The sequence below is a fragment of the Pseudomonas sp. GW821-FHT02A08 genome, from assembly GCF_059422045.1.
Window position 1 is genome coordinate 1 of the sequence record NZ_JBWKWD010000057.1, and the last position, 21,870, is coordinate 21,870.

Here is a 21,870-nt window from a genome sequence, read left to right on the forward strand (position 1 = left end):
GCTGCGAAGCAGTCGTGAGTCCAGCTGACGCGGCCTGCCTGACGTACCGCAACGACTGATTTTACGACTGCTTCGCAGCCGAACGCAGCCTCGCGGGCTCGGCAGCTGCTACAGATCGCACTACCGCTTGACTGACTGGCATTAGCCACTTGGGAGGCCGTTTTTTATGCGGTGTCTGGGCTGACGCCATCGCGAGCAAGCTCGCTCCCACAGAGATCTTCAGTGCTATATAGATCCAGTGTGGGAGCGGGCTTGCTCCGGGCGGCGTTCCGACGAAACAGACGACTCGGTATTTCTCAGGTGCGCATCCCGCGCCCGCTGACCAGCAACCTTGCACTACCGAGATACAGCACCACGGTCGCGACCAGCATGAAGGCGATGGCCACGCTGATGCGGATATCCGAAACGCCAAGGATGCCGTAGCGGAACGCGTTGACCATGTGCAATACCGGGTTGGCCAGGGACACGGTCTGCCAGAACGGCGGCAGCAAGGTGATCGAGTAGAAGACCCCGCCCAGGTAGGTCAGAGGCGTCAGCACGAAAGTCGGAATGATCGAAATGTCATCGAAATTGCGCGCAAACACGGCGTTGATGAAGCCCAGCAACGAGAAGATCGTCGCGGTCAGCACCACCACCAGAATGGTCACGCCCAGGTGATGCACCTGCAAGTGGGTGAAGAACAGCGACAGCAGGGTCACGATGATCCCCACCATCAACCCGCGCAGTACACCGCCCAGGGTGTAGCCGATCAGGATGGTGTGCGGCGACAGCGGCGAGACCATCAGTTCTTCAATGGACCGCTGGAACTTGCTGCCGAAGAAACTCGACACCACGTTGCCATAGGAGTTGGTGATCACCGACATCATGATCAGCCCCGGCACGATGTACTCCATGTAAGTGAAGCCACCCATGTCGCCGATCTGCCGACCGATCAGATTACCGAAGATCACGAAGTACAGGACCATGGTGATGGCCGGTGGCAGCAAAGTCTGCGGCCAGATCCGGGTGAAACGCCGGACTTCACGGTAAACGATGGTGTTGAGGGCTACGAGGTTGGGGCGCAGCTCGGAACTCATACCGCCACCTTCGACAGATTTTTCTCCACCAGGGACACGAACAACTCCTCGAGGCGATTGGTTTTGTTACGCAGGCTCAACACTTCGATGTTCTGCTGTGCCAACTGGGTGAACAGCGCGGTGATGCCCATGGACTTGTCCACCTGGACTTCCAGGGTGTGGCTGTCGATCAGCCGGGACGGGTAGCCGAGCAACTGCGGCGCCACTTGCAACGTGTTCTTCATATCCAGCAGGAACGTTTCCACATGCAATTGGCTGAGCAACTGCTTCATGCTGGTGTTCTCGACGATGGTGCCGTGGTCGATGATGCCGATGTTGCGGCACAACTGCTCAGCCTCTTCCAGGTAGTGGGTGGTGAGGATGATGGTGATGCCTTTCTGGTTCAGCTCGGTGAGGAAGCTCCACATCGAACGACGCAGTTCGATGTCCACCCCGGCGGTCGGTTCGTCGAGAATCAGCAGGCGCGGTTCATGAACCAGCGCGCGGGCGATCATCAGGCGACGCTTCATGCCGCCGGACAGCGAGCGCGACGGCACGTCCTTCTTGTCCCACAGGCCGAGCTGGGTCAGGTACTGTTCGGCGCGTTCCTTGGCGATTTTCGCCGGGATGCCGTAGTAGCCGGCCTGGGTCACGACGATGTCGAAGGTCTTTTCGAACTGGTTGAAGTTGAATTCCTGGGGCACCACGCCGATGGAGCGCTTGAGCTGCGCAGGATTCCTGTCCAGGTCGTGACCGAAGATGTTCACCGTGCCGCTGGTCTTGTTCACCAGGGTCGAGAGAATGCCGATGGTCGTGGATTTGCCGGCGCCGTTCGGGCCGAGCAAGGCGAAGAAGTCACCTTCGGCAACATCCAGATCGATACCACTCAGGGCCTGGAAACCGTTGCCGTAGGTTTTGGTTAGCTGCCGGATGGACAGAGCGGAACTCATATCTGATTTACGCACCAAGAAGGGAAGAAAGGGATAAGTATGGGCGGCGGCGAACAATACAACCGCAACAACTTGGCACAATGGTGCTTGTCGCCGCCACACAAGTACAGTCAAGCGTGTCGATAGTGAGTATTAAGTCAACGCGGTCATGACCGCCTTTTGATACGCCGGACGCTGTTTCAACCGCGCGTACCAGGCCTGCAGATGCGGCTGTGGCGCACGCTCGATCGGCATCTCGAACCAGGCATAAATGAAACTGCCCAAGGGAATATCGCCCATGCCGATCTCGTCCCCGGACAGGTAGGGCTTGTTCGCCAACGCCTGATCGGCCATCGCCAGCAGCGTGTCGCATTCCTTGATCGCCGCCTTGATCGCGGGCCAGTCCTGCTGGTCTGCCGGGGTACGCAGCACGCCCCAGAACACAGTACGGAACGGGCCGGCAAAGCTTGAGGTGGTCCAGTCCATCCACTTGTCCGCTGTGGCGCGGGCCTTTGGATTATTCGGGTACCAGGCCGTGCCGTCGGCATGCAAGGCCATCAGATAACGCACGATGGCGTTGGACTCCCACAACACAAAACCGTCGTCTTCAATGACAGGCACGCGACCATTGGGATTCATGGCGCGGTATTCGGGCGTATCGACGACACCAAAGGCACCACCGGCGTCGATCGCCTCATAGGCCAGCCCCAGTTCTTCGGCGGCCCACAATGGTTTTCTGACATTCGACGAGTTTTTCCGACCCCAGATCTTCAGCATGACCGCCTCTTTTTCGGTAAGTGGGCAGGCAGCATACGCCGGATCAGGCGCGACTCAAATCGCTCTGCATGTCGCCCAACAGCGGTTGCTGTTGCTCACCGAACAGGTGCGGATAGCATTTTTCCAGGTGTTCGAAAAAGAACGCTTCAGGTACGTCGGCGAACTGGCCGTGATCGACGAGGTACTCCATCAGCTTCGCGCCATCGCGGTTGAAGGGATGAAAAACACTGTCGCTGATCCCGTCGAATTCCAGCGGCGCCACATTGAACAGGTCGCAGAGTTTGCGGTTGAACGCTGGCGTCGCCTTGACCCATCGATCCTGCAAGTAAAATTCGGTGTAGCCGTGCATGGCGAACATGTCGCTCTTGAGCAGTTCAAGCAGCCGTGGCGTCGACAGGTGATTGCGCACATCCGCCAGGCCGATCCGCGCGGGAATCGCGCAATGCCGCGCTGCAGCTGCCAGCAGCGTAGCCTTGGGCACGCAGTAACTCTCCCCGGCCGCCAGCGCATGACTGCCGCGCAGGGTCTGGGGATCGCGACTGAATGTGTACGGGTTGTAGCGCACCGCTTCGCGCACGGCGTAATAGAGACTGATCGCCTGCTCCAGCGGATCGCGACTGACGCCGCGGTGCTTTTCGGCGAACTCCACCACGGACGGATGGTCACTATCGATGAAGCGGCCGGGACTCAGGTACTCGTGCATGAGAATAATCTCCAAGGGAAGCCCCGAGTCTAGCGAGAGCTTCAGCACAGAGATAACGACGTTTCGGCCAAACATGGGCGCTTTGCCGCTCGCTCGATGAATGCTTTCCCCCACGTGTGTGGCCCATTTGTCGCACGAAAATCATCCGGGGTTTCCCACGATTCCAATCACATCGTTCCAACCAGCCTGTTTCGCGGATGCCGTCTAAGCTCTGTGGGCTGGTTCGCCCTGGTTTCACGGAGGAATGAATATGCTGCTGTTGTGGATACTGGTTCTGTTGGTCGCAATTGCTTATTTGGCCCACCGCCGCATTGCCCCACTGCCCGCCTTGGTCATCGTGGCCATCTATCTCGTGGCCATGGGCGCTTTCAGTCGCGCGCCGGGCTGGTTGTTGCTGGTTTTCTGGGTGTTGATCGCCGCCGTCGCAGCCCCCTTGCTGCTGCCCGACCTGCGCCGCAAATTGTTCAGCGCGCCGATGTTCAACTGGTTCCAGAAAACCCTGCCGCCGATGTCGCAAACCGAACGCGATGCCATCGACGCCGGCACGGTCTGGTGGGACGGTGAACTGTTCAGTGGCCGTCCGGACTGGAGCAAACTGCTGTCCTATCCCAAGGCGCAATTGAATGAAGAGGAACAGGCTTTCATCGACGGGCCGACCGATGAGCTCTGCGCCATGGTCAGTGAATGGCAGCTCGGTCAAACCATGGACCTGCCGCCGCAAGCCTGGACCTTCATCAAGGACAACGGCTTCTTCGCCCTGATCATCCCCAAGGAGTTTGGCGGCAAGGGCTTCTCCGCCTATGCCCACTCGCAAGTGGCGATGAAACTGGCGAGCCACAGCGGCGACCTCGCCTCCACCGTGATGGTCCCCAACTCCCTCGGCCCGGCCGAACTGTTGCTGCACTACGGCACCGACGAACAACGCAATCATTACCTGCCTCGCCTGGCGCGCGGCGACGACATCCCGTGCTTTGCCCTGACCGGTCCACTGGCCGGCTCCGACGCCGGCGGCATGCCGGACTCCGGGGTAATCTGCAAAGGTGAATGGGAGGGCCAGGAAGTCCTCGGCCTGCGCCTGAATTGGGAAAAACGCTACATCACCCTCGGTCCGGTGGCCACCCTCCTCGGCCTGGCTTTCAAGGCCTACGATCCGGATCACCTGCTGGGCGACAAGGAAGACCTGGGCATCAGCCTGGCACTGGTTCCAACCGACATCGCCGGTGTCGAGATCGGCCGTCGGCACCTGCCCTTGGGCGCGGCTTTCATGAATGGCCCGAACTCGGGCAAGGACGTGTTCATCCCGCTGGAGTTCCTCATCGGCGGCCAGGAGATGCTCGGCAAGGGCTGGATGATGCTGATGAATTGCCTGTCGGTCGGGCGTTCGATTTCCCTGCCGGCGGTGGGTACCGGCATGGCCAAGTTCACCAGCCTGGTCACGGGCCAATACGCTCAGGTTCGCGAGCAGTTCAATGTGCCGATTGCCGCGTTCGAAGGCATCCAGGAAGCCATGGCCCGCATTGGCGGCAACGCCTGGATGATGGACGCCGCCCGCATGCTGACCGCCAATGCGGTCGATCTGGGCGAGAAACCGTCGGTGCTGTCGGCAATTCTCAAGTACCACCTTACCGAGCGCGCCCGCGACTGCATCAGCGATGCCATGGATGTGCACGGCGGCAAGGCGATCATCATGGGGCCGAACAATTACCTCGGCCGCAAATGGAACTGCGCGCCTATTTTCATCACCGTCGAAGGCGCGAACATTCTCTCGCGCAACCTGATGATCTTCGGCCAGGGCGCGATTCGCTGCCATCCCTTCGTGCTCAAGGAAATGGCCCTCGCCGGCCGTGAAGACAAGGATCAGGCGCTCAGAGAGTTCGATGACCTGCTGCTCAAGCACATCGGTTTTACCGTGGGCAACGCCGCCAGTACGCTGGTGCTCAATCTCGGTTTCGGGCACCTGGAACACACCCCGGGCGACAAACTCAGCCAAGGTTTTTTCCGCGCCCTCAACCGTCAGGCCGCTGCATTCGCCCTGCTCGCCGACCTCAGCATGATGTTGCTGGGCGGCGCACTGAAACGCCGCGAACGCCTGTCTGCACGGCTAGGCGACGTACTGGGCAACCTTTACCTGGCCTCGGCCGCACTCAAGCGCTACAACGACCTCGACTCACCGCAGTACATGACACCACTGCTGACCTGGGCCATGGAAGAAAGCCTGGGCCAGGCGGAACGGGCCATGGATGAACTGCTGAGCAACTTCCCGAACAAGGTCGTGGGCTGTCTGTTGCGAGTGATCGTGTTCCCGTTCGGTCGTCGGCACAAAGGGCCATCGGACAAACTCGGCGCCGAAGTCGCCGGGGTGATTGGCCGCGCCAAGGGCGACCCGGCACTGGAGGAAGTGCTCCTGGGGTGCTACCGCCCGCAAGCGAGCGACGATCCGGTCGGTACATTGCAACACGCCTGCAATCTGTTGAGCGCCGCACAGCCGTTGCAGAAGAAGTTGCATGTGGCACTCAAGAGTGGCCAGGTCAAACCGGTAGCTGGCGAATCGGTGATCGATGCCGCACTCGAGGCGGGTGTATTGCAGCCGGTGGAAGCCCAAACCCTGCGTGAAGCCGAAGCGGCCCGGCGCAAGGTGATCGATGTCGACGACTTTGACCAAAAGGCTTTGGCACTGGCCAAGGGAAAAGTCCGCTGATCCTTTCAAGCATGTAAAAACGGGCGCGGGCGCTTTATACTCCCGCGCCCGTTTTGCTCTTGAGGACTTATCTCGTGTCCAACATCGTTGCCGATCATCTCGTTTTACTCGACCACCTGCGCAGCATCCTGGTCGCCGTAGGTGAGGCCGAGCAGGTTCCCGAAGAAAGCCATGCCTTGTTCCTTGAGCGCTTCGACGAACTGCTGGCGTCACTGCCGATCGATCCGATCGAAAGCCAATACCTGGGCCAGGACATCCTGACTCAAGTCATTTCCCGTTATCCGCAAATCGCTCACCTGATTCCACGGGATCTGCTGTGGTATTTCGCCGGTGATTGCCTGCACTACTTGTCCGATGAAGAAATCGACCTGTACCAGGCACTGGAAGAGCGCCGCTTCGAAGCCGAACAGAACGACGAACCTTTCGACTGGAACCAGGAAAAGCAGCTGCTGGCGCTGTCGAACCAGGACAGCAAGCACTGATCTTCAATCCGTGATGCCAAAGGCCCGCATGCTTGAGTATGCGGGCCTTTTTTGTTTATGGCCTTCAGCGCAACCCGCCGGTTTCAGGCAACCGCACTGTGCCACGACCTTGCCCGCCCCCCCTCGCCCGCCTGCTTGAATCCTGACTTTGCACCAAGGGTTTTCTTTAAATTCATGGCACTTTGGTTTGATTGAACTACCTTCAAACTACAAGAAGTCATAACGGCTCGAGTTTCCACGTTAGCTTCAGTGATCAGATAGCGGACTGGCAAAAGGAGTTACCTCACCATGATCCTGGCAGGTGTTTTCCGGCTCTGTACCTGCATAGCCGATTACTTTCAGGGGGAATCAGGACAGCGGACAGCGCCGTCCATGGCCGCGAGTATCGCTCTTGCCGGCAGTCCGGGGCACCGGATCACTAAAAACCGTTTCAACAAAGGTCGCTCGCTATCCAGCCAGTTCAGCGAATTTCGCCCGCTGGTGTGTAGCACGCAAGGAATAACGCCTGGGCCATGGATGAGTGGTCTGGCGCATTGGGGGGGATAGTCCGATCCCCGTGAAGTGATCCGAGACTACTCTGTCAGCCTAAAGTCGGCCTATCCAGTGAGGATGTACTTAATGAACTTTCGTCCAGTGCCCGCTTTCAAGCGAATTATCCATGGCCTGTTCTGGATGGGCCTCGGCGTGGAAGCGGCTCAGGCCGCGCCGGCCAATTGCCCGCAATTGGACAATTGGCCGACAACGTACGAGGTCGGTCAGGGACTGCAGAATGAATTGCGCAGCCCCGTTCCGGTAACGCAACTGGCGGTGGGTGACCCGAAAATTGCCGACGTGCAACCCAGCGGCAGCAGCGCGTTCATACTCACGGGCATTGCGCCGGGGACCACCAGCCTGATGGTCTGGACCGCCTGTTCGAAAACGCCGCGCCAAAGCATGGTGTTCGTCAAGGGCAAGGCCACGTCGGCGCTGACCAGCGCGCCCTCGGTGCCTTCCGACGACCCGCTGCTGCCGAGCCAGGTGCAGACCGATATCCGCTTCGTTGAAGTCAGCCGAACCAAGCTCAAGGAAGCCTCCGCCTCGATTTTCGGCGTCCGGGGCAACTGGCTGTTCGGCTCGCCGAGAACCTTGCCCACCATTGGCGGCATTGTCACGCCGTCGGTACCGGTGAGAAACGACCAGTTCAACCTCACGTTTGCTACCGGCAGTACTCTGGTGGCACTCAACGCGCTGGAGGGCAGCGGTTTCGCCTATACCCTGGCGCGGCCAAGCCTGGTAGCGCTCAGCGGGCAAAGTGCGAGCTTCCTGGCCGGCGGTGAAATACCGATTCCGGTGCCCAGTTCAGGCAGCGATAACGTGTTCATCGAGTACAAGGAATTCGGTATCCGCCTGACCCTGACGCCGACCATCGTCGGGAAAAACCGTATCGCGCTGAAGGTGGCGCCGGAAGTCAGTGAACTGGACTTCACCAACGCAGTGAGCATTGCCGGCACGGTAGTCCCGGCCCTGACCGTGCGCCGTACCGATACCAGCATCTCCCTGGCCGACGGCGAAAGCTTCGTCATCAGCGGCCTGATCAGCTCCCACAACGATTCCCAGGTGAACAAGTTTCCGGGGCTGGGAGATATCCCGGTTCTGGGCGCGTTTTTCCGCGACAACACCATCAACCGTGAAGAGCGCGAACTGCTGATGATCGTCACCCCGCACCTGGTCCAGCCACTGGCTGCCAATGCACAACTACCATCGTTGCCTGGCGAGCAGCTGCGCAATTACGACCCGAACTTCTACCGCATGTTTTTCCTGGAAAATGGCGACTTCGACAGTCTCAGCGGGCTCTCGCAATGAACCGAAGCCTGAACCGGACTGACCTCGCCCTCACTCGTAACGGTGGCTTTGAACGCTTTCCGGGCCAGCTATATTGCCATTGGCCAGGCGCTCAACGTGTTGTGGCCAGGGGACATTCGATGAAAGCAGTCATTGCGATAGCGGCGACATTAATGCTCGCAGGTTGTGCCAGCAATGGCCTGTCTTCGCGACCGGCCAGCTGTGCCAAGCCCGGTTCGGAGCAAGAACTGTCCCTGAACCTGGCAGATAACATGGCCGAAGAAGGCCGTTTGTATGCCAGCCTGGCGAATCTGGAAGGTTTGCCCGATAGCGTGGTCCAGGTTCGCCTGCGCAAGGCTCGGGTGCTTCGCCTGATGGGGCGTAGCGGCGACGCGCAGCCGTTGTACGAAAGCTTGCTCGGTACCTGTCTGGCGGCTGAAGGGGAACATGGCCTGGGCCAGTTGGCCGCCGCCAGAAATGATAACGCCAGCGCTGCCACTCACCTTGAGCGTGCGGTGAAGATGGCCCCCACCGACGACAGGATGCGAAATGACCTGGGGGTCGTCTACCTCAATCAGCGACGGATCCCTGAAGCACGCTTTGAGTTCATGACCGCCATGGAGCTCAAGCAGGCAAACACACTGGCGGCACTCAATATGGTGACGCTGCTGATCTACCAGAATAACTGGAAGGCGGCCGCCGAACTCGTGACCCGCGCCGACTTGAGCCCCAAGCAAGTCGTAGAGGCTCAAACCCGCGCGGAAAAACTCAAGGCCTCCGCCAATAAAGTGGTGGCTACCGATGGCAATCGCAAAACCGAGGTAGCCGATGCCTCTACCAGTGCGAACAAGTAGAACGTACGAGGAGTCGAGATGAATACCAAACGGCTGTTGATCCTGTGCACGGCTTGCCTCTCAACCACTGCCTGGGCCATTGAGCCGGGCCCCTCTTCGCCGTACCAACAAGGCACTGAACAGTGGCTGCAACTGCAGATTCGCGGTGTAGTTGCCTCCCCTCACCTGCAAACGGCTTCGGCCGCCGAACGCGACTTGGCCATGCAGCGCTGGCTGAACAGCTTCAACTACCCGATTCCGGAATTTTATGACCAGGATGCAGCGGGAGAAATGACCATCGGCAACTGAGGCATATCGCTGGGTGATCAGCCTCTGGGGGAGTCCAGAGTAGCCTGGCTGCAAAGCCGGGCTTGATGTCATGTGCAGGAAAGCAGTGGTCTCTACACATTATCCAATCTTTACCGAATTACCCCCGAAGCTGCCGCAGGCTGCGATCTTCTGAATTAAGGCCTGGGCCAGAAAAATCAAAAGATCGCAGCCTGCGGCAGCTCCTACGGGAGATGTGTAGATCAAGTGCAGATCCCGCTCGGGTGGTGAGGCCATCGCGCTCGACAGCCTCCGGCTGTTTTACCTCACCCGAATGCTTTGAGTACCCCAATCAATGCGGGGCCGATAGCGACCAGAAAGAAGCTCGGCCAAAGACAGAAAATCAGTGGAAATATCAGCTTGGTACCGATTTTCGCCCCCATCTCTTCGGCGGCCTGCGTACGCCGGTCACGGAACTCTTCGGCATAGATGCGCAAGGTGTCGGCCACGCTGGTACCAAAACGGATACTCTGCGCCAACAGGCTGACCAGACCTTGTACGTCATCCAGCCCAGTGCGCACAGCCAGTTGCTTGAGCGCCGCGGTACTGGAAATACCCGCGCGGATTTGTGCATTGACCAGGGCCAGTTCTTCAGCCAGATCGACCTGACTGACCGACATCTCCTCAGCCACCCGTTCGATGGTCGCGGGCAAGGCCAGGCCCGACTCCACGCACACCACCATCAGATCCAGCGCATCCGGAAACGCGGCGCGCAGCCGGCCTTGTCGCTTCTGTTTGCGCTTGGCGACATACAGCGCCGGCACCAACCATCCGATACCCGCCACCAAGCCCACCAACAGCAGCCCCATGATCAGGGAAACCTTGGGAATCATCGGCAACAGCAGCAACGTAATACCGATCAATAACAGCGGTAACATCAAGCGCACTGCCCAGTACATCTGCACCGCCGACGAGGAGCGGTACCCCGCATGCATTAACAGGGTCTGGGTGGCGGATGTTTGAGCCGACTCGGCCGAGGCAAAGCGCTGGCCGACCCGCTCCAGCAACAGTTGCAGGTTACCCGGAGCTTCCTGCCCGTTCGCGTTGCCTAAATGACCACGCTTGATCAGCGCCAGACGACGCTGCACGGGATCCTGAAGCCCCATCAGCAGCAGGATCACGGCACCCACCGCAAGTACCGTACTCAAACCAATCGCGCCAAGGAACAACAGGCGCGCCATCTCCTCGTTCCCCGTGACCCGACTGAATAACCCGAGTAAAAAATCCATGGCCTGTACCTCCCGGTAGCTAATACCGCTTAAACCTGAATCCGGATAATTTTGCGAATCCAGAAAATACCGACCAACATGGCACCAAAAGCCCAAAATATCAGCTTATGGCCTATCGGATCATTGAGCAGCAATGGCATGTACTTAGGGGTAATCAACAAAATTACAGCCGCCAGTACGAAGGGAATGGCCACCAGTATCCAGGCCGACATCCGCCCTTCGGCCGACAGGGTTTTGACCTTGCGCTGAAAGCGGAAGCGCCCGCGGATCAGCAGACTCAGACGCTCCAGTACCTCGGTCAGATTACCGCCGGTCTCGCGATGGATAAGGAGCGAGGTCACCAGCATCATCACCGTCATGCTTGGCATCCTCTCCAGCAGACCGAGCATGGCCCGGCGCACATCGTTGCCATAGTTGATATCGGCGAACGTCAGGCCGAACTCATGAGCGACCGGCCCCTTGTGCTCCTCGGCCACCAGGCGCAGGGTTTCGTTGAAGGGGTGTCCGGCGCGCAAAGCGCGACACATCGCGTCCAGCGCATCCGGCAGGCCTTCCTCGAACGCAGCGAAACGCTTGCCACGGTCGCGAGAGATTTTCAGTATGGGTAACCAGAAGACCGCGAAACCTACCAGCAGCGCCATCCACCAGACTGACCAAACCATCCAGATCAAGATACCCGCCCAGACTCCCAGCACCAGCCCGAGCAGCAATACCCGATAGACTCGGTATTCGTGCCCGGACTGCTCAATCATTTGCGTCAATGCCTCCATAAAAGGCAGCTGCTCAAGCCTGGCCTCCAATGGCGACAAACGCGTCAGGTATTTCTGTCGCAACACGGTCTGCATACTGGACTGATTGTTGGCTTTCTCCAGTACATGCAAGCGGCCACGAATACGCTTGCGCATCTTGCCGGCCTCGCCGAATACCGGCACCGCCACGCCCTGGGACAGGAGGAAGACGGCAATAAACACCATGCCGAGGAACATCAGAATGAATTCACCAGGAACCTGGCTCATGATTGCCGTGCCTCCATCCACTCAGGCCTGAACATCGCAAGCGGCAACTCGATACCGCGCTTGGCCAGCACATCGCGGAAGGCGGGGATCATGCCGCTGGGCCGAAAATCACCGAGTACTTCGCCGTTTTCGCCCATGCCGTGGCGCACGAAGGAGAAGATTTCGGTCATGGTGATGATCTCGCCCTCCATACCATTGATCTCCTGCACGCTGACCAGGCGGCGCTTGCCGTCCTCCTGGCGTTCCAGCTGGATGACCACTCCGATGGCCGAAGCGATCTGTTGGCGCATGGCCTTGATCGGAAAGGTCGCCCCGGTCATCGACACCATGTTCTCGATTCGCCCCAATGCATCGCGCGCGGTGTTGGCGTGGATCGTGGTCAGCGAGCCGTCGTGACCGGTGTTCATCGCCGTCAGCATGTCCAGCGCCTCGGCGCCGCGCACTTCGCCGATCACGATGCGGTCCGGCCGCATCCGCAGGCTGTTGCGCACCAACTCCCGCTGGCTCACCTCGCCGCGCCCCTCGATATTCGAAGGCCGGGTTTCCAGGCGCACCACATGGGGCTGCTGCAGTTGCAGTTCAGCCGAATCCTCGATGGTGACGATCCGCTCGTTGTGCGGAATGAAACTGGACAGGACATTGAGCATGGTGGTCTTGCCGCTGCCGGTACCGCCGGAAATCAGCACGTTCAAGCGCCCACGGACAATCGCCTTGAGCAGCAGGGCAATGGCCGGGGTCAACGCCCCCACCTGGATCAGGCTGTCGGTATTGAGCAGGTCCACCGCAAAGCGCCGGATCGACATGCTCGGGCCGTCGATGGCCAGCGGCGGAATAATCGCGTTGACCCGCGAACCGTCCTTGAGCCGCGCATCCACCAATGGCGAAGACTCATCGATACGCCGACCCAGGCTGGAGACGATGCGGTCAATGATGTTCAGCAAATGCTGATCATTGCGAAAACGCACATCAGTGCGTTGCAGCTTACCGAAGCGCTCGACATACACCGAGTCATGCCGGTTGACCAAAATGTCGGACACAGTGTGATCGGCCAGCAGCGGTTCCAGAGGCCCCAGACCGAGCACCTCGTCGGTAATCTGCTTGATGATCAACTGGCGGCTGGAAGTACTCACCGGTGCCGAATGCTCATCGAGCAGACGCTGGCAAATATCACGAATCTGCCGCGCGGCCTCAGGCTGTTCCAGGGAGTCCAGCAAGGACAGATCCATGACCTTGAGCAACTGCTGGTAAATCTTTTCTCGCCACTCGGCTTCCACCGGGGTGACCTGACTTTTGGTTTCGTAAAGAACGTCCGGCGTTGCACGTTCCCACGCCATTATTTCCTCGGCCGGATCCGGCTGGTCGTCACCCGGCTGGTTAGCCTGCGACGAGGCGGGTTTACCGGACTGTTTGCGCAAGCGGTTACGAAAGTCGCTGATCATGGGTCACCCCCCGAAAAAACGGTTGAAGGCGCGTTTGAATACACCTTTTTTTCCAGCCATCTGATTGCCGACCAGCTCATCGGCCACGCTGCGCAGTGCAGCGGTGATCGCCGCTTTCGGCGCATGCAGCTCCAACGGCACGCCAGTGTTCTGGCTCTGACTGACCTGGTTGAAGTCGTTGGGTAATTTCGACAGATTCGTGCTGCGCAGTGCCTCGCCGATATCCTTGAGGCTGACCGCTGCCGCCTTGTCATAGCGGTTGACCACTATCTGCAACTGATCCCCACGCACGCCCAGGTCTTCGCGAAGAATCCGCACCAGGGAGCTGGCATCGCGCAGATGGCTGACGCTCTGCTGCACCACCACGTACACCCGATCCACCTGTTCCAGTACGGAGCCGGTGAGGTGGTCGATTTGCCGTGGCAGATCGATCACTACCCAGTCATAGCTGGCGCGGGCCAACTGCATGAGGGTGTCGAGTTGCTCAGGCTGGGCATCCTGCGTCAGACACAGCTCACCGGCTCGTCCACCCAGTACATGCAAAGTCGGGCTGAAGTGACTGCAAAAACCCCGTAGCGCGACGCTGTCCATGCCGTCGATCTGATGCAACACCTCAAGATGGCTGTGGGTTTGCGCCACATCCAGGTAATGCGTCACGCTGCCAAATTGCAGGTCCATATCCAGCAACAGGGTACTGCCACCCTTCATGCTGAGTTGCTGAGCCAGGTTGCAAGCCAGCATGGTGCCGCCGGATCCTCCCTTGGCGCTGATCACGGCGAGCAATTTCCCTTCTGTCCCGCTGCCGGTCCGAACCTCCATGACCAGCCGATTCAAGGCGGCGACCAGTTCCGTCTCGGCGACGGGCTCCGGCAGCACGTCACGGGCGCCGGCCTGCATCGCCAGGCGCATGCTTTCCTGTTCGCTCAGCAGACCGCACACCAACATCGGCGGACGCTCATGGGCCGGGCGCTGCAACAGTGCCGACAGCTCTTCACGCCACAGGTGGCTGACGCGCAATAGCAACAGATCGGGCATCCGGTCCAGGCCGTAGAGCGGGTCGACATGCCCATTGCTCACCAGGCGAGTGCTGACCTCCAGGCTGGGCATGCGTTGGCAGACGCTCTGCAGGTCGCGCAACGACGTGGCATCACGGCTGCTGATCAGCAACCGTAGCCCGGCTTTGCCGGTCGAGGTAGAGAGTGGATTTTCCTTGGTATTCAGCATGGCGTGATCTCCCCGGAATCGGAATGACGCCCGAGGCTTTCACGTGGCAACGTTGCCCTGAATGTAGGCAGCGTAAAGGGCACACCGAACCCGGGAATAAACAGCTTGAATACGAAATTTTGCAAACTCAACTGGACATAGCGGATGGCACGAAAACCATTGGCGCTGACAGTGTCAGCGGGGTTGGCCACCAGAGCACCGTCTGCGTCCAGGTAGGTCAACGTCAGATGGGTGGTGGCCAGATCGCCGATCAACTGGCTATTACCTGCATTGCCCGCGGCATTGAAGATCGCCCGCCGCAACACCACCGGATCGCTGATATTGCACACCGCCGCCAGGCGCGTACCACGGCGTACGGCTTCATCCAGCGCATTGACCGTGAAGTACAGGCGGCCCATTTCCACTACGCCGAACAACAGCGTGAATACCAGCAGACCAACGATGGCGAACTCCACCATATAGGCGCCGCGCATGTGTTTTCTATTCATCACAGGGCCCTCATCACGGTAGTGGCAACCAGCGGAATGCCCAGTGCAATCGAATTGCCAAAAAAACCGGGAAGCGATCCGGCGCAATTGCCAGCGCCAATCACCGGGCAGAACGTGTATGTGATGGTGACCCGCACATGGTCGGTGCCCACTGCGGCAACGACCACGTTGCCAGTCGTCAACCCTGACACCACAGCGGTCCCGGTGTTGGCAGGTACGCCATACACCGCAACGTTTTTCGTCTGAGTCTTCAACGTATCGCTCAGAGCGACCGCCCCCAGCGTCGAGTCCCAGGCCTGGCTGGCGACAAAACGGTCGGCATCGCGGCTGGCCTGCAGCAACAAGTTGTACTGATAGAACATACGGCCGAATTCACCGAAGCCCAGTAGCAGCAACAGCAACACCGGCAGGATGAGGGTGAATTCCACCATGGCCATGCCTTGCTGGCGCTGCAGATGTTCAAATCCATGAAGTCTCATGACGCCCCCTACGAGTCAGTGCTCGGAGTGCTGCTGCCGTTGAGATAGGTTTTGTAGAGCTGAATGATCTGCGGGCCGGAATCGGTGGATGGCGAGGGGCCGGCCACGTTGTCGCCTTCGCACTCCTTCACGAACTGGCCGAAGATCTCCGCTTCCCCGCCGCCGCCATCCATGGGCTGCACCACGAAATAACAGCCAAAACCGAGGACGGGGATCGAGGTTGAACCACTGTTTTTCCCGGCGCAGTTGCCCACCACGATTTTCAGCATCCGGCGCTCGAACACCCCATTGCCCTGACAGCCACTGCCCCCAGCCACACACGCGGCAACGCTCGTACGCCAGTCGTTGTAGTCCAGTATCGGGTTGCCGCCTGCCGTGAGAGTGCCATTGTTCGAGGTGATGGTTTGCCCTTGGTACTTCGGGCCTGAGCCGTCGTCAGTGATGGGGGGATTACTGGACGTGGTCACCAGGTCCGGCGGATAGTCCGAGGCACTGACCGGGCCGTTGTAGATGCCGAAGCGCGTATTCAGGCCTTGAGACGCAGGGCCGACCTTGTTGCCAGGCTCGGTCGTGACGTTGTCTCCCACATTGCGGCAGACCTTGCCGCCTCCGGCCATCTCCTCCCTGACCGCATTGCCGCCCGAGCCAAAATCGAGCAACTGAAAGTTGCCTGGACCAATGGGCGACTTGTTGCCGGAAGCCGTCTTCAATACCTTCAAATCACCAAACTGGAAGCCCCAGAACATACCGGCGCCCGGGTTGTATTGAGCCGGGTCGCCACAGACCATCAAAGGTGCGAGATCGCACGGGCTGGTAGGGCTGGGTCCCGCGGTGGCGATCGCCCCCACCGCCTTGTTCCCCAGGGCGCCCAATGACTGGGCGAAGCTCCAGAAAAATCCCGTCAGGCCATAACTCGCTACCGATACCCGAACGTATTTGGCATCCGTCGGCCCGGGAAAGGAGAACGGGCCATAGACGCTGCTTGCCAGTTCCACCACTGCAAATGCACCGACGTTGCCGCCGACCGCCGTGGCCAATTCGTTGTTGCCTGTGGCATTGGCATTTTGTGTCAGCGTATTGAACGCGGCGGTACGCGTCGCGTTGGCCGCGCTGACACTGTTGACGCCCCCCTCTACCTGACTCAGGGTTTTGGCGCCACTCAGGGCGGCGGCGTCCACCGCATTCTGCAGACGCGTTTTGTTCAGCATTATATGCCCGCCATCCAAGGCCAACGCCGCCATCATGGCCATCGCCGCCAGCGCGATCACCATCAATGCACTCACCGATCCTTCCTGGCGCCTTGGCGTCGAAGTGAACGGCCGCCGAATACGAAGATTCATCATCAAGCCCTCGATTGCCGATACTGATCCGGATCGGCTCCGCCAATACCCTGGTGTCCAGATACCCGTTGCGCCCTGTCAGCGAATGTTGACTACTTTGGCTTCGATCCCGCGGATAACGGTGATACCCCCGCCCTCGCCACTGCTGCGCGGTATCACGCGTTTTGGCGCCTCGGCGGTGGCCACAGCCATGACCGGGGCAGCAGGTGCAAAAGGCGTAGCTGGCGCAACGGCCGGGGTTTTCTTCTCGAGGTTCAGCGGGTTACGCAGCGCCAGTTGCAACTTGCCTTCCGTCTGCGCCGTGACCAGGGCTTCCGCTTCAGAAGCCGACATCTCCAGCGTCACTGCGCGCACCACTACCGGTTGCGTCTTGTCGGTACCCGCAGTCTGATCCACCGCCAACACCCGCAAGTTCTCGAGGATGGTCCTGGACATGGCACTGTTACTGCCGGAATTGGTGGTTTTGGTCGCCAGTACATCCACCCGGTTACCCGGTAACAGGAATCCGCCGACACCGACCACATCGTCCACACGTACCGATATGGCGCGTTTGTCAGGCGCAATCAAAGAGGCCAGGGTGCTGCCCCCCAGGTGCTCGCTCAGACGCGCACCGCGCATGATGTCGCCCCGCAGAATGTCGAAGGTTGCGATCTTGCCCACGGCTTTTTCGCTGGCATCGAAGGCATCGTCCGGGATCGTATCCATGGGCATGCGTACGGTCGTGACCTGCTGGGCCTCGACCATCTGCCCGAATGGAATCTCGACCGTGGCGACCACAACGTTTCGAAGGTGATCATCCGGGCTGGCATTGAGCCGCGCGCTCAGCCAGGAGTCGGCCATCCATGCCGCCCCAAGGCCCATGGCCAGGGAAGCGCCTATCAGGGTAAGCGTGCGAGAGCTCATGTCAGTATCTCCGTATCAAAGAAAGTCGAGCTGGACGAAGTAGTTGTGCCAGGCCCATTCCAACTCTTTCGGTGACAGTGGTCCGGAACCGCCGATATAACGCTGGCGATCGAGCGCCATGTTCAGGAGATCGCGGGGATGGCAGGGCACCAGGGGCATGCCTTCACTTGCATAAAGCCTTTGCAATACATAACGCACCAGCAACGGGTCATAGGAAATGCCCAGTCGCTCACTTTCCTGACGCCAGATCTTTTCGTACTCCTCGGGCTTCAGGTAACCGAATTGCAGTTTGTAGCCAATCCGGCGAAGGAAGGCCTCATCGGCCAGCTCCAGGGGATTGAGGTTGGTGGAGAACACCAGAATCAGATCGAACGGCAACTCGCAATGCCGACCGCCGCCCAAATTGAGAAAGTCGCGCTTCTCTTCCATCGGGACGATCCAGCGATTGAGCAGCTCGGCGGGTGCCATGCGCTGGCGCCCCATATCGTCGATGATGAACAGGCCATTGCTGGCCTTGAGCTGCAGGGCAGCCTGGTATTGACGGGTGAAAGGGTCATAACGAACGTCCAGCTGTTCCATGCTCAACTCACCGCCCGTGATGACGATCGGGCGTTTGCAGCACAGCAGTCGACGGTCGATCCCTTCGTTGAGCATCAGATTGTTCTGTTGAGCGTTGTCATCGAGGCGCTGATGCACCTGCGGGTCATAGATCTCGATCACCGACTCGTTGATGACGATGGCATGAGGGACCCAGATTGCTTCGGCGAACAGGCGGATCAGCCGGCTGCTGACATAAGTCTTGCCAGTACCCGCGGGGCCATAAATCATGATCGCGCGCCCGGAGTTCATCGCCACACCCAACTGATCGAGCATCCCCTCCGTGAGCACTACGCCAGCAAGGGCATTGCGCATATCATTGGCGTTGATGCGACCATGGTGAATGGTCTGCAGTTTGATCAGGGACCGGTAGGTACTCACCGGAAACGGTGCTGCGCCTATGTAACCGCTACGCGACAGGGCATCGCGGGCGGCACTGCGTCCGCGTTCGGTCAGGCCATAACGCAGCGACTGCCCACCCGTTTGGCTCACCTGGCCCAGCACTTCGACACGACCATCCTTGCGCAGAAACGCCAGGACCTCTTCAAGTACAGCACCAGTAAGCGCCAGGCGCTCCACCAGCCGCGACATGTCCAGCACGCCGGCATCAAACAAATGCTTGCACACTAACTCTCCGAGAAAACTGTCCGTCAGGCCGGTTTCACGGATAGTGCAGGGCTGGGGAGCCAGGCGTTGCACCGCTCCCCTATCGCTGGGGTAGGCATCACTTTCGACGATGACATGCATGACTAGCCTCCTGGGCTACGGGCCGATCTGCAGCCAATAGCCACTGGCCAGGGTTCCGAGCAAAATTGCAACGGAGTATGGGAAAGGCTTTCCGGCCACTTCATCTGCCGCCGGAACCAAGTAGGTTCGCGCCCTTAATATCAACCAGTAGCGCGCGAAGGTTTGCAGCAGCTGGCCACGAAAAAGGATGATCAAAAAACCGCACAAACCACCGGCCATCAGACTGAAACACGCCGTCCACAACGCGTTATGCGGTGTAAAAAAACATCCGACCATGGCCATCAACTTGACGTCCCCGGCGGCCATACCGCCCAGGGCGTACAAGGGTAGAAACACTGCAAAGCCGATCAGCATGGCCAGCGCAGCATTACCAAGCCCCTCAACTCCACTGGCGTAAGCCTGACTGGTCAAACCCAAAACAAGTCCTATAAGAACCAGCAGGTTGGGGATGCGGTGGCGACGAAGGTCGCTCACCACCGCAATACCAAGCAGCCCTAACAGAACTATTGATGTAAACATCTGCTCAATAGGCATCGCTGCATCTCTCACTGGGAATAGACTTACGAGCACGTCTGCCCGCTCGTGGTAGAGCCCATACAAGCAGCTAGCTTACCGAGCTGGGCGATAATGGCGGTGCCCAAGGTGGTAAAAGCAGTGACAACCGCCAGGGTTATTAGCCCACCCGCCACCGCGTATTCCACAATGGTCAGACCATCTTCATCTTTGAGGAACTTCACTAGCGAAGCCTTGATCGCTTGCATGATCATTTTGCCCACCTCACTCGAATGTTGTTTTTTTGCTGCGCCTCTCACTGGGAATAGACTTACGAGCACGTCTGCCCGCTCGTGGTGGAGCCCATACAAGCAGCCAGCTTACCGAGCTTGGCGATAATGGCGGTGCCCAAGGTAGTAAAAGCAGTGACAACCGCCAGGGTTATTAGCCCGCCAGCCACCGCGTATTCCACAATGGTCAGGCCATCTTCGTCGTTGATGAATTTCACTACCGAAGCCTTGATTGTTTGCATGATCATTTTGCCCACCTCACTGAATGTTGTTTTTTCTGCTGCATCTCTCACTGGGAATAGACTTACGAGCAGGTCTGCCCGCTCGTGGTAGAGCCCATGCAAGCAGCTAACTTACCGAGCTTGGCGATAATGGCGGTGCCCAAGGTGGTAAAAGCAGTGACAACCGCCAGGGTTATAAGCCCACCCGCCACCGCGTATTCCACAATGGTCAGACCATCTTCGTCGTTGACGAACTTCACTACCGAAGCCTTGATTGTTTGCATGTTCATTTTGCCCACCTCACTCGAATGTTGTTTTTCCGGAGGCAGTACGTTCTGCTCTGCCTGATGCAACCCTAGTCAGGGCGAAGGCATAAGCGTTAGGAGGATTTTGCGTATCGCTAGGACTTTTTTGCGGGGCGGCCAATACGGAGCATTGACCTTTGCAGAAGTAACGGGGGAGGGGTAAACAAGCACTGAAACGCAAAGGCTATTGTAATTAATTCACAAGCGACAGGCGGTTCAACCCGGGTTTGTCGAAGACACACCAACAAACAGTCGCCCGGGGCCACCCCTCAGGTAATCCATAGAGCGAAAAGAACTAAAAATCGTCTTTTCTATCGGGATTAAATCTGCAAAGTGATAGCACATTGGCAATACTAGCGAGGAGAGTCACCAAGAACCCCAGAGTAGAGACATGACGTCCAATTTGACCAAAAGGCCATCGCTCCTGTGGTTCGATCTGACTCATGATCGGTCCACGAAAGAACTCGTCGCGCAGTTCGAGGATGCCTGCGACTGCAATCTGGCGAAAAACTCCGTGTTGCCCATCGGGGAGCACGCAGACATGATCTGCGTCCATTTTGATCGCCCCGACACGCCAGGCTTGAGGCTGTTGCTGGAGATCAAACGCACCACCCCCAGCACCCCGATCACCATGTTCACCGTGCAGCACTCGGAGGAACTGGCTGTATGGGCCATGCGCTCCAGCGTCTGGGAATACATGGTGCTCCCGCTCTCGACCAACGAGAAGAAGCGTTACCTGACGGCGGTGGTGCAGCTCTGCGAGCTGCGCCGAAATGCCAACGGCCAGAGCAAGTCATCGCAAATCGACCACTCTCCGACCCTGCCGGACAGCATCCGGCGGACCTCAGGACACCAAAAACACCAGGCGCTGAGCAATGTCATGCTGTACATCGAACAGCACTTTCGAGACAGCATCGATCAGAGGGAATTGGCGCAGCGCTGCGGCATGACGACATTTCGCTTCAGCCGCCTGTTCAAGGAAGCCAATGGACTTGGCTTCACCGATTACATCCTGGACAAGCGCATGAACTTCGCCAAAGACCTGCTCGACAACAGCCAGATGCCGATTACCAGCATCGGCTATGAGGCAGGCTTCAAGGATCCTTCCTACTTCGCCCGTGCCTTCAAGCAGTTCGCCAACTGTACGCCCAGCGAATACCGCCTGGCACGCCAACTCAAAGCGGCTGCAGCCGCGCAATTGGTAGAGGATGAGAAAACCACTGAAGCGCTCGAAAGCCTGGTACAAACCCTCAGCGGTTGATCCGTTTTTTTACGCGCAAACAAAAACGCCGCTCAATGAGCGGCGTTTTCGTTAAATATGGAGCGGGAAACGAGACTCGAACTCGCGACCCCGACCTTGGCAAGGTCGTGCTCTACCAACTGAGCTATTCCCGCAAATGGCGTCCCCTAGGGGACTCGAACCCCTGTTACCGCCGTGAAAGGGCGGTGTCCTAGGCCACTAGACGAAGGGGACA

At 58.9% G+C, this 21,870-nt stretch carries 23 protein-coding genes and 2 tRNA genes; 6 read left to right on the top strand and 19 right to left on the bottom strand.

What is annotated here, in order from left to right; genetic code table 11:
* Window positions 1-296: 296 nt before the first annotated feature.
* The 4 genes from AC07W4_RS26430 to AC07W4_RS26445 all read right to left on the bottom strand — a co-directional run bounded on the left by AC07W4_RS26430 (window position 297) and on the right by AC07W4_RS26445 (window position 3,464).
* On the bottom strand, window positions 297-1,076 hold the full coding sequence (locus tag AC07W4_RS26430) for an ABC transporter permease (RefSeq protein ID WP_008054107.1): 780 nt from the start codon (window positions 1,074-1,076) through the stop codon (window positions 297-299).
* Entirely contained in the window at window positions 1,073-2,005 is a 933-nt protein-coding gene (locus AC07W4_RS26435; protein ID WP_008054108.1) for an ABC transporter ATP-binding protein, read from the bottom strand. Before AC07W4_RS26435 ends, AC07W4_RS26430 begins: the two co-directional genes overlap by 4 nt.
* A 132-nt stretch (window positions 2,006-2,137) precedes the next feature.
* The gene (locus tag AC07W4_RS26440) at window positions 2,138-2,761 is read right to left on the bottom strand and encodes a glutathione S-transferase family protein (protein ID WP_489385692.1); all 624 of its coding nucleotides are present in this window, start codon (window positions 2,759-2,761) and stop codon (window positions 2,138-2,140) included.
* A gap of 43 nt (window positions 2,762-2,804) precedes the next feature.
* Complete coding sequence (locus AC07W4_RS26445; RefSeq protein WP_495034539.1) at window positions 2,805-3,464, bottom strand: transglutaminase-like domain-containing protein; 660 nt, start codon at window positions 3,462-3,464, stop codon at window positions 2,805-2,807.
* A 250-nt stretch (window positions 3,465-3,714) separates the two neighbouring features.
* On the opposite strand from AC07W4_RS26445, the gene AC07W4_RS26450 reads away from it, so the two are divergent.
* The 5 genes from AC07W4_RS26450 (at window position 3,715) to AC07W4_RS26470 (ending at window position 9,607) form a co-directional block, all read left to right on the top strand.
* The gene (locus tag AC07W4_RS26450; RefSeq protein WP_495034540.1) at window positions 3,715-6,162 is read left to right on the top strand and encodes an acyl-CoA dehydrogenase; all 2,448 of its coding nucleotides are present in this window, start codon (window positions 3,715-3,717) and stop codon (window positions 6,160-6,162) included.
* Window positions 6,163-6,236: 74 nt separating this feature from the next.
* On the top strand, window positions 6,237-6,644 hold the full coding sequence (locus tag AC07W4_RS26455) for a PA2817 family protein (protein WP_007991629.1): 408 nt from the start codon (window positions 6,237-6,239) through the stop codon (window positions 6,642-6,644).
* 618 nt (window positions 6,645-7,262) lie between these two features.
* Window positions 7,263-8,486 carry a type II and III secretion system protein family protein gene (locus AC07W4_RS26460; protein ID WP_495034541.1) on the top strand — a complete coding sequence of 408 codons (1,224 nt, stop codon included), beginning with the start codon at window positions 7,263-7,265 and terminating at the stop codon, window positions 8,484-8,486.
* 119 nt (window positions 8,487-8,605) lie between these two features.
* Window positions 8,606-9,319, top strand: a complete 714-nt coding sequence (locus AC07W4_RS26465) for a tetratricopeptide repeat protein (protein ID WP_495034542.1) — start codon at window positions 8,606-8,608, stop codon at window positions 9,317-9,319.
* Window positions 9,320-9,337: 18 nt separating this feature from the next.
* Window positions 9,338-9,607 (top strand): DUF3613 domain-containing protein, encoded by a 270-nt coding sequence (locus AC07W4_RS26470; protein WP_495034543.1) that lies wholly within the window; start codon window positions 9,338-9,340, stop codon window positions 9,605-9,607.
* A 284-nt stretch (window positions 9,608-9,891) separates the two neighbouring features.
* On the opposite strand, the gene AC07W4_RS26475 is transcribed toward AC07W4_RS26470, so the two are convergent.
* From AC07W4_RS26475 to AC07W4_RS26535, 13 genes are all read right to left on the bottom strand, one after another.
* The gene (locus AC07W4_RS26475; RefSeq protein ID WP_495034544.1) at window positions 9,892-10,854 is read right to left on the bottom strand and encodes a type II secretion system F family protein; all 963 of its coding nucleotides are present in this window, start codon (window positions 10,852-10,854) and stop codon (window positions 9,892-9,894) included.
* Between the two features lie 29 nt (window positions 10,855-10,883).
* On the bottom strand, window positions 10,884-11,870 hold the full coding sequence (locus AC07W4_RS26480; RefSeq protein WP_495034557.1) for a type II secretion system F family protein: 987 nt from the start codon (window positions 11,868-11,870) through the stop codon (window positions 10,884-10,886).
* A complete protein-coding gene (locus AC07W4_RS26485) occupies window positions 11,867-13,309 on the bottom strand; it encodes a TadA family conjugal transfer-associated ATPase (RefSeq protein ID WP_495034545.1) in 1,443 nt (480 codons plus the stop codon). The genes AC07W4_RS26480 and AC07W4_RS26485 overlap by 4 nt, the downstream gene beginning before the upstream one ends.
* A gap of 3 nt (window positions 13,310-13,312) precedes the next feature.
* Entirely contained in the window at window positions 13,313-14,533 is a 1,221-nt protein-coding gene (locus AC07W4_RS26490) for an AAA family ATPase (RefSeq protein ID WP_495034546.1), read from the bottom strand.
* A complete protein-coding gene (locus tag AC07W4_RS26495) occupies window positions 14,527-15,021 on the bottom strand; it encodes a TadE/TadG family type IV pilus assembly protein (RefSeq protein ID WP_495034547.1) in 495 nt (164 codons plus the stop codon). Before AC07W4_RS26495 ends, AC07W4_RS26490 begins: the two co-directional genes overlap by 7 nt.
* Window positions 15,021-15,500, bottom strand: a complete 480-nt coding sequence (locus AC07W4_RS26500; protein ID WP_495034548.1) for a TadE/TadG family type IV pilus assembly protein — start codon at window positions 15,498-15,500, stop codon at window positions 15,021-15,023. Before AC07W4_RS26500 ends, AC07W4_RS26495 begins: the two co-directional genes overlap by 1 nt.
* 8 nt (window positions 15,501-15,508) lie before the next feature.
* Entirely contained in the window at window positions 15,509-16,843 is a 1,335-nt protein-coding gene (locus AC07W4_RS26505) for a Tad domain-containing protein (protein WP_495034549.1), read from the bottom strand.
* A 75-nt stretch (window positions 16,844-16,918) separates the two neighbouring features.
* The gene (cpaB, locus tag AC07W4_RS26510) at window positions 16,919-17,743 is read right to left on the bottom strand and encodes a Flp pilus assembly protein CpaB (protein WP_495034550.1); all 825 of its coding nucleotides are present in this window, start codon (window positions 17,741-17,743) and stop codon (window positions 16,919-16,921) included.
* Window positions 17,744-17,758: 15 nt separating this feature from the next.
* Window positions 17,759-19,087: a DUF8689 domain-containing protein gene (locus tag AC07W4_RS26515; RefSeq protein WP_495034551.1), complete on the bottom strand. Its 1,329-nt coding sequence runs from the start codon at window positions 19,085-19,087 to the stop codon at window positions 17,759-17,761.
* 15 nt (window positions 19,088-19,102) lie between these two features.
* Window positions 19,103-19,621: an A24 family peptidase gene (locus AC07W4_RS26520; protein WP_495034552.1), complete on the bottom strand. Its 519-nt coding sequence runs from the start codon at window positions 19,619-19,621 to the stop codon at window positions 19,103-19,105.
* A 26-nt stretch (window positions 19,622-19,647) separates the two neighbouring features.
* Entirely contained in the window at window positions 19,648-19,854 is a 207-nt protein-coding gene (locus AC07W4_RS26525; RefSeq protein WP_495034553.1) for a Flp family type IVb pilin, read from the bottom strand.
* A gap of 56 nt (window positions 19,855-19,910) precedes the next feature.
* Entirely contained in the window at window positions 19,911-20,117 is a 207-nt protein-coding gene (locus AC07W4_RS26530) for a Flp family type IVb pilin (RefSeq protein ID WP_495034554.1), read from the bottom strand.
* Window positions 20,118-20,173: 56 nt separating this feature from the next.
* Window positions 20,174-20,380 (bottom strand): Flp family type IVb pilin, encoded by a 207-nt coding sequence (locus AC07W4_RS26535; RefSeq protein WP_495034555.1) that lies wholly within the window; start codon window positions 20,378-20,380, stop codon window positions 20,174-20,176.
* A 406-nt stretch (window positions 20,381-20,786) separates the two neighbouring features.
* On the opposite strand from AC07W4_RS26535, the gene AC07W4_RS26540 reads away from it, so the two are divergent.
* Entirely contained in the window at window positions 20,787-21,656 is an 870-nt protein-coding gene (locus AC07W4_RS26540) for an AraC family transcriptional regulator (RefSeq protein ID WP_495034556.1), read from the top strand.
* Between the two features lie 58 nt (window positions 21,657-21,714).
* On the opposite strand, the gene AC07W4_RS26545 is transcribed toward AC07W4_RS26540, so the two are convergent.
* Together AC07W4_RS26545 and AC07W4_RS26550 are read right to left on the bottom strand one after the other, a co-directional pair.
* Window positions 21,715-21,790: transfer RNA gene (locus AC07W4_RS26545), tRNA-Gly, on the bottom strand.
* A 3-nt stretch (window positions 21,791-21,793) separates the two neighbouring features.
* Window positions 21,794-21,869: transfer RNA gene (locus AC07W4_RS26550), tRNA-Glu, on the bottom strand.
* Window position 21,870 lies beyond the last annotated feature (1 nt).

Coding starts and splice junctions, on each gene's coding strand:
- AC07W4_RS26430 (WP_008054107.1), bottom strand. CDS start 1,076: ATGAGTTCCGAGCTGCGCCCCAACCTCGTAGCCCTCAACACCATCGTT.
- AC07W4_RS26435 (WP_008054108.1), bottom strand. CDS start 2,005: ATGAGTTCCGCTCTGTCCATCCGGCAGCTAACCAAAACCTACGGCAAC.
- AC07W4_RS26440 (WP_489385692.1), bottom strand. CDS start 2,761: ATGCTGAAGATCTGGGGTCGGAAAAACTCGTCGAATGTCAGAAAACCA.
- AC07W4_RS26445 (WP_495034539.1), bottom strand. CDS start 3,464: ATGCACGAGTACCTGAGTCCCGGCCGCTTCATCGATAGTGACCATCCG.
- AC07W4_RS26450 (WP_495034540.1), top strand. CDS start 3,715: ATGCTGCTGTTGTGGATACTGGTTCTGTTGGTCGCAATTGCTTATTTG.
- AC07W4_RS26460 (WP_495034541.1), top strand. CDS start 7,263: ATGAACTTTCGTCCAGTGCCCGCTTTCAAGCGAATTATCCATGGCCTG.
- AC07W4_RS26465 (WP_495034542.1), top strand. CDS start 8,606: ATGAAAGCAGTCATTGCGATAGCGGCGACATTAATGCTCGCAGGTTGT.
- AC07W4_RS26470 (WP_495034543.1), top strand. CDS start 9,338: ATGAATACCAAACGGCTGTTGATCCTGTGCACGGCTTGCCTCTCAACC.
- AC07W4_RS26475 (WP_495034544.1), bottom strand. CDS start 10,854: ATGGATTTTTTACTCGGGTTATTCAGTCGGGTCACGGGGAACGAGGAG.
- AC07W4_RS26480 (WP_495034557.1), bottom strand. CDS start 11,870: ATGAGCCAGGTTCCTGGTGAATTCATTCTGATGTTCCTCGGCATGGTG.
- AC07W4_RS26485 (WP_495034545.1), bottom strand. CDS start 13,309: ATGATCAGCGACTTTCGTAACCGCTTGCGCAAACAGTCCGGTAAACCC.
- AC07W4_RS26490 (WP_495034546.1), bottom strand. CDS start 14,533: ATGCTGAATACCAAGGAAAATCCACTCTCTACCTCGACCGGCAAAGCC.
- AC07W4_RS26495 (WP_495034547.1), bottom strand. CDS start 15,021: ATGAATAGAAAACACATGCGCGGCGCCTATATGGTGGAGTTCGCCATC.
- AC07W4_RS26500 (WP_495034548.1), bottom strand. CDS start 15,500: ATGAGACTTCATGGATTTGAACATCTGCAGCGCCAGCAAGGCATGGCC.
- AC07W4_RS26505 (WP_495034549.1), bottom strand. CDS start 16,843: ATGATGAATCTTCGTATTCGGCGGCCGTTCACTTCGACGCCAAGGCGC.
- cpaB (WP_495034550.1), bottom strand. CDS start 17,743: ATGAGCTCTCGCACGCTTACCCTGATAGGCGCTTCCCTGGCCATGGGC.
- AC07W4_RS26515 (WP_495034551.1), bottom strand. CDS start 19,087: ATGCATGTCATCGTCGAAAGTGATGCCTACCCCAGCGATAGGGGAGCG.
- AC07W4_RS26520 (WP_495034552.1), bottom strand. CDS start 19,621: ATGCCTATTGAGCAGATGTTTACATCAATAGTTCTGTTAGGGCTGCTT.
- AC07W4_RS26525 (WP_495034553.1), bottom strand. CDS start 19,854: ATGATCATGCAAGCGATCAAGGCTTCGCTAGTGAAGTTCCTCAAAGAT.
- AC07W4_RS26530 (WP_495034554.1), bottom strand. CDS start 20,117: ATGATCATGCAAACAATCAAGGCTTCGGTAGTGAAATTCATCAACGAC.
- AC07W4_RS26535 (WP_495034555.1), bottom strand. CDS start 20,380: ATGAACATGCAAACAATCAAGGCTTCGGTAGTGAAGTTCGTCAACGAC.
- AC07W4_RS26540 (WP_495034556.1), top strand. CDS start 20,787: ATGACGTCCAATTTGACCAAAAGGCCATCGCTCCTGTGGTTCGATCTG.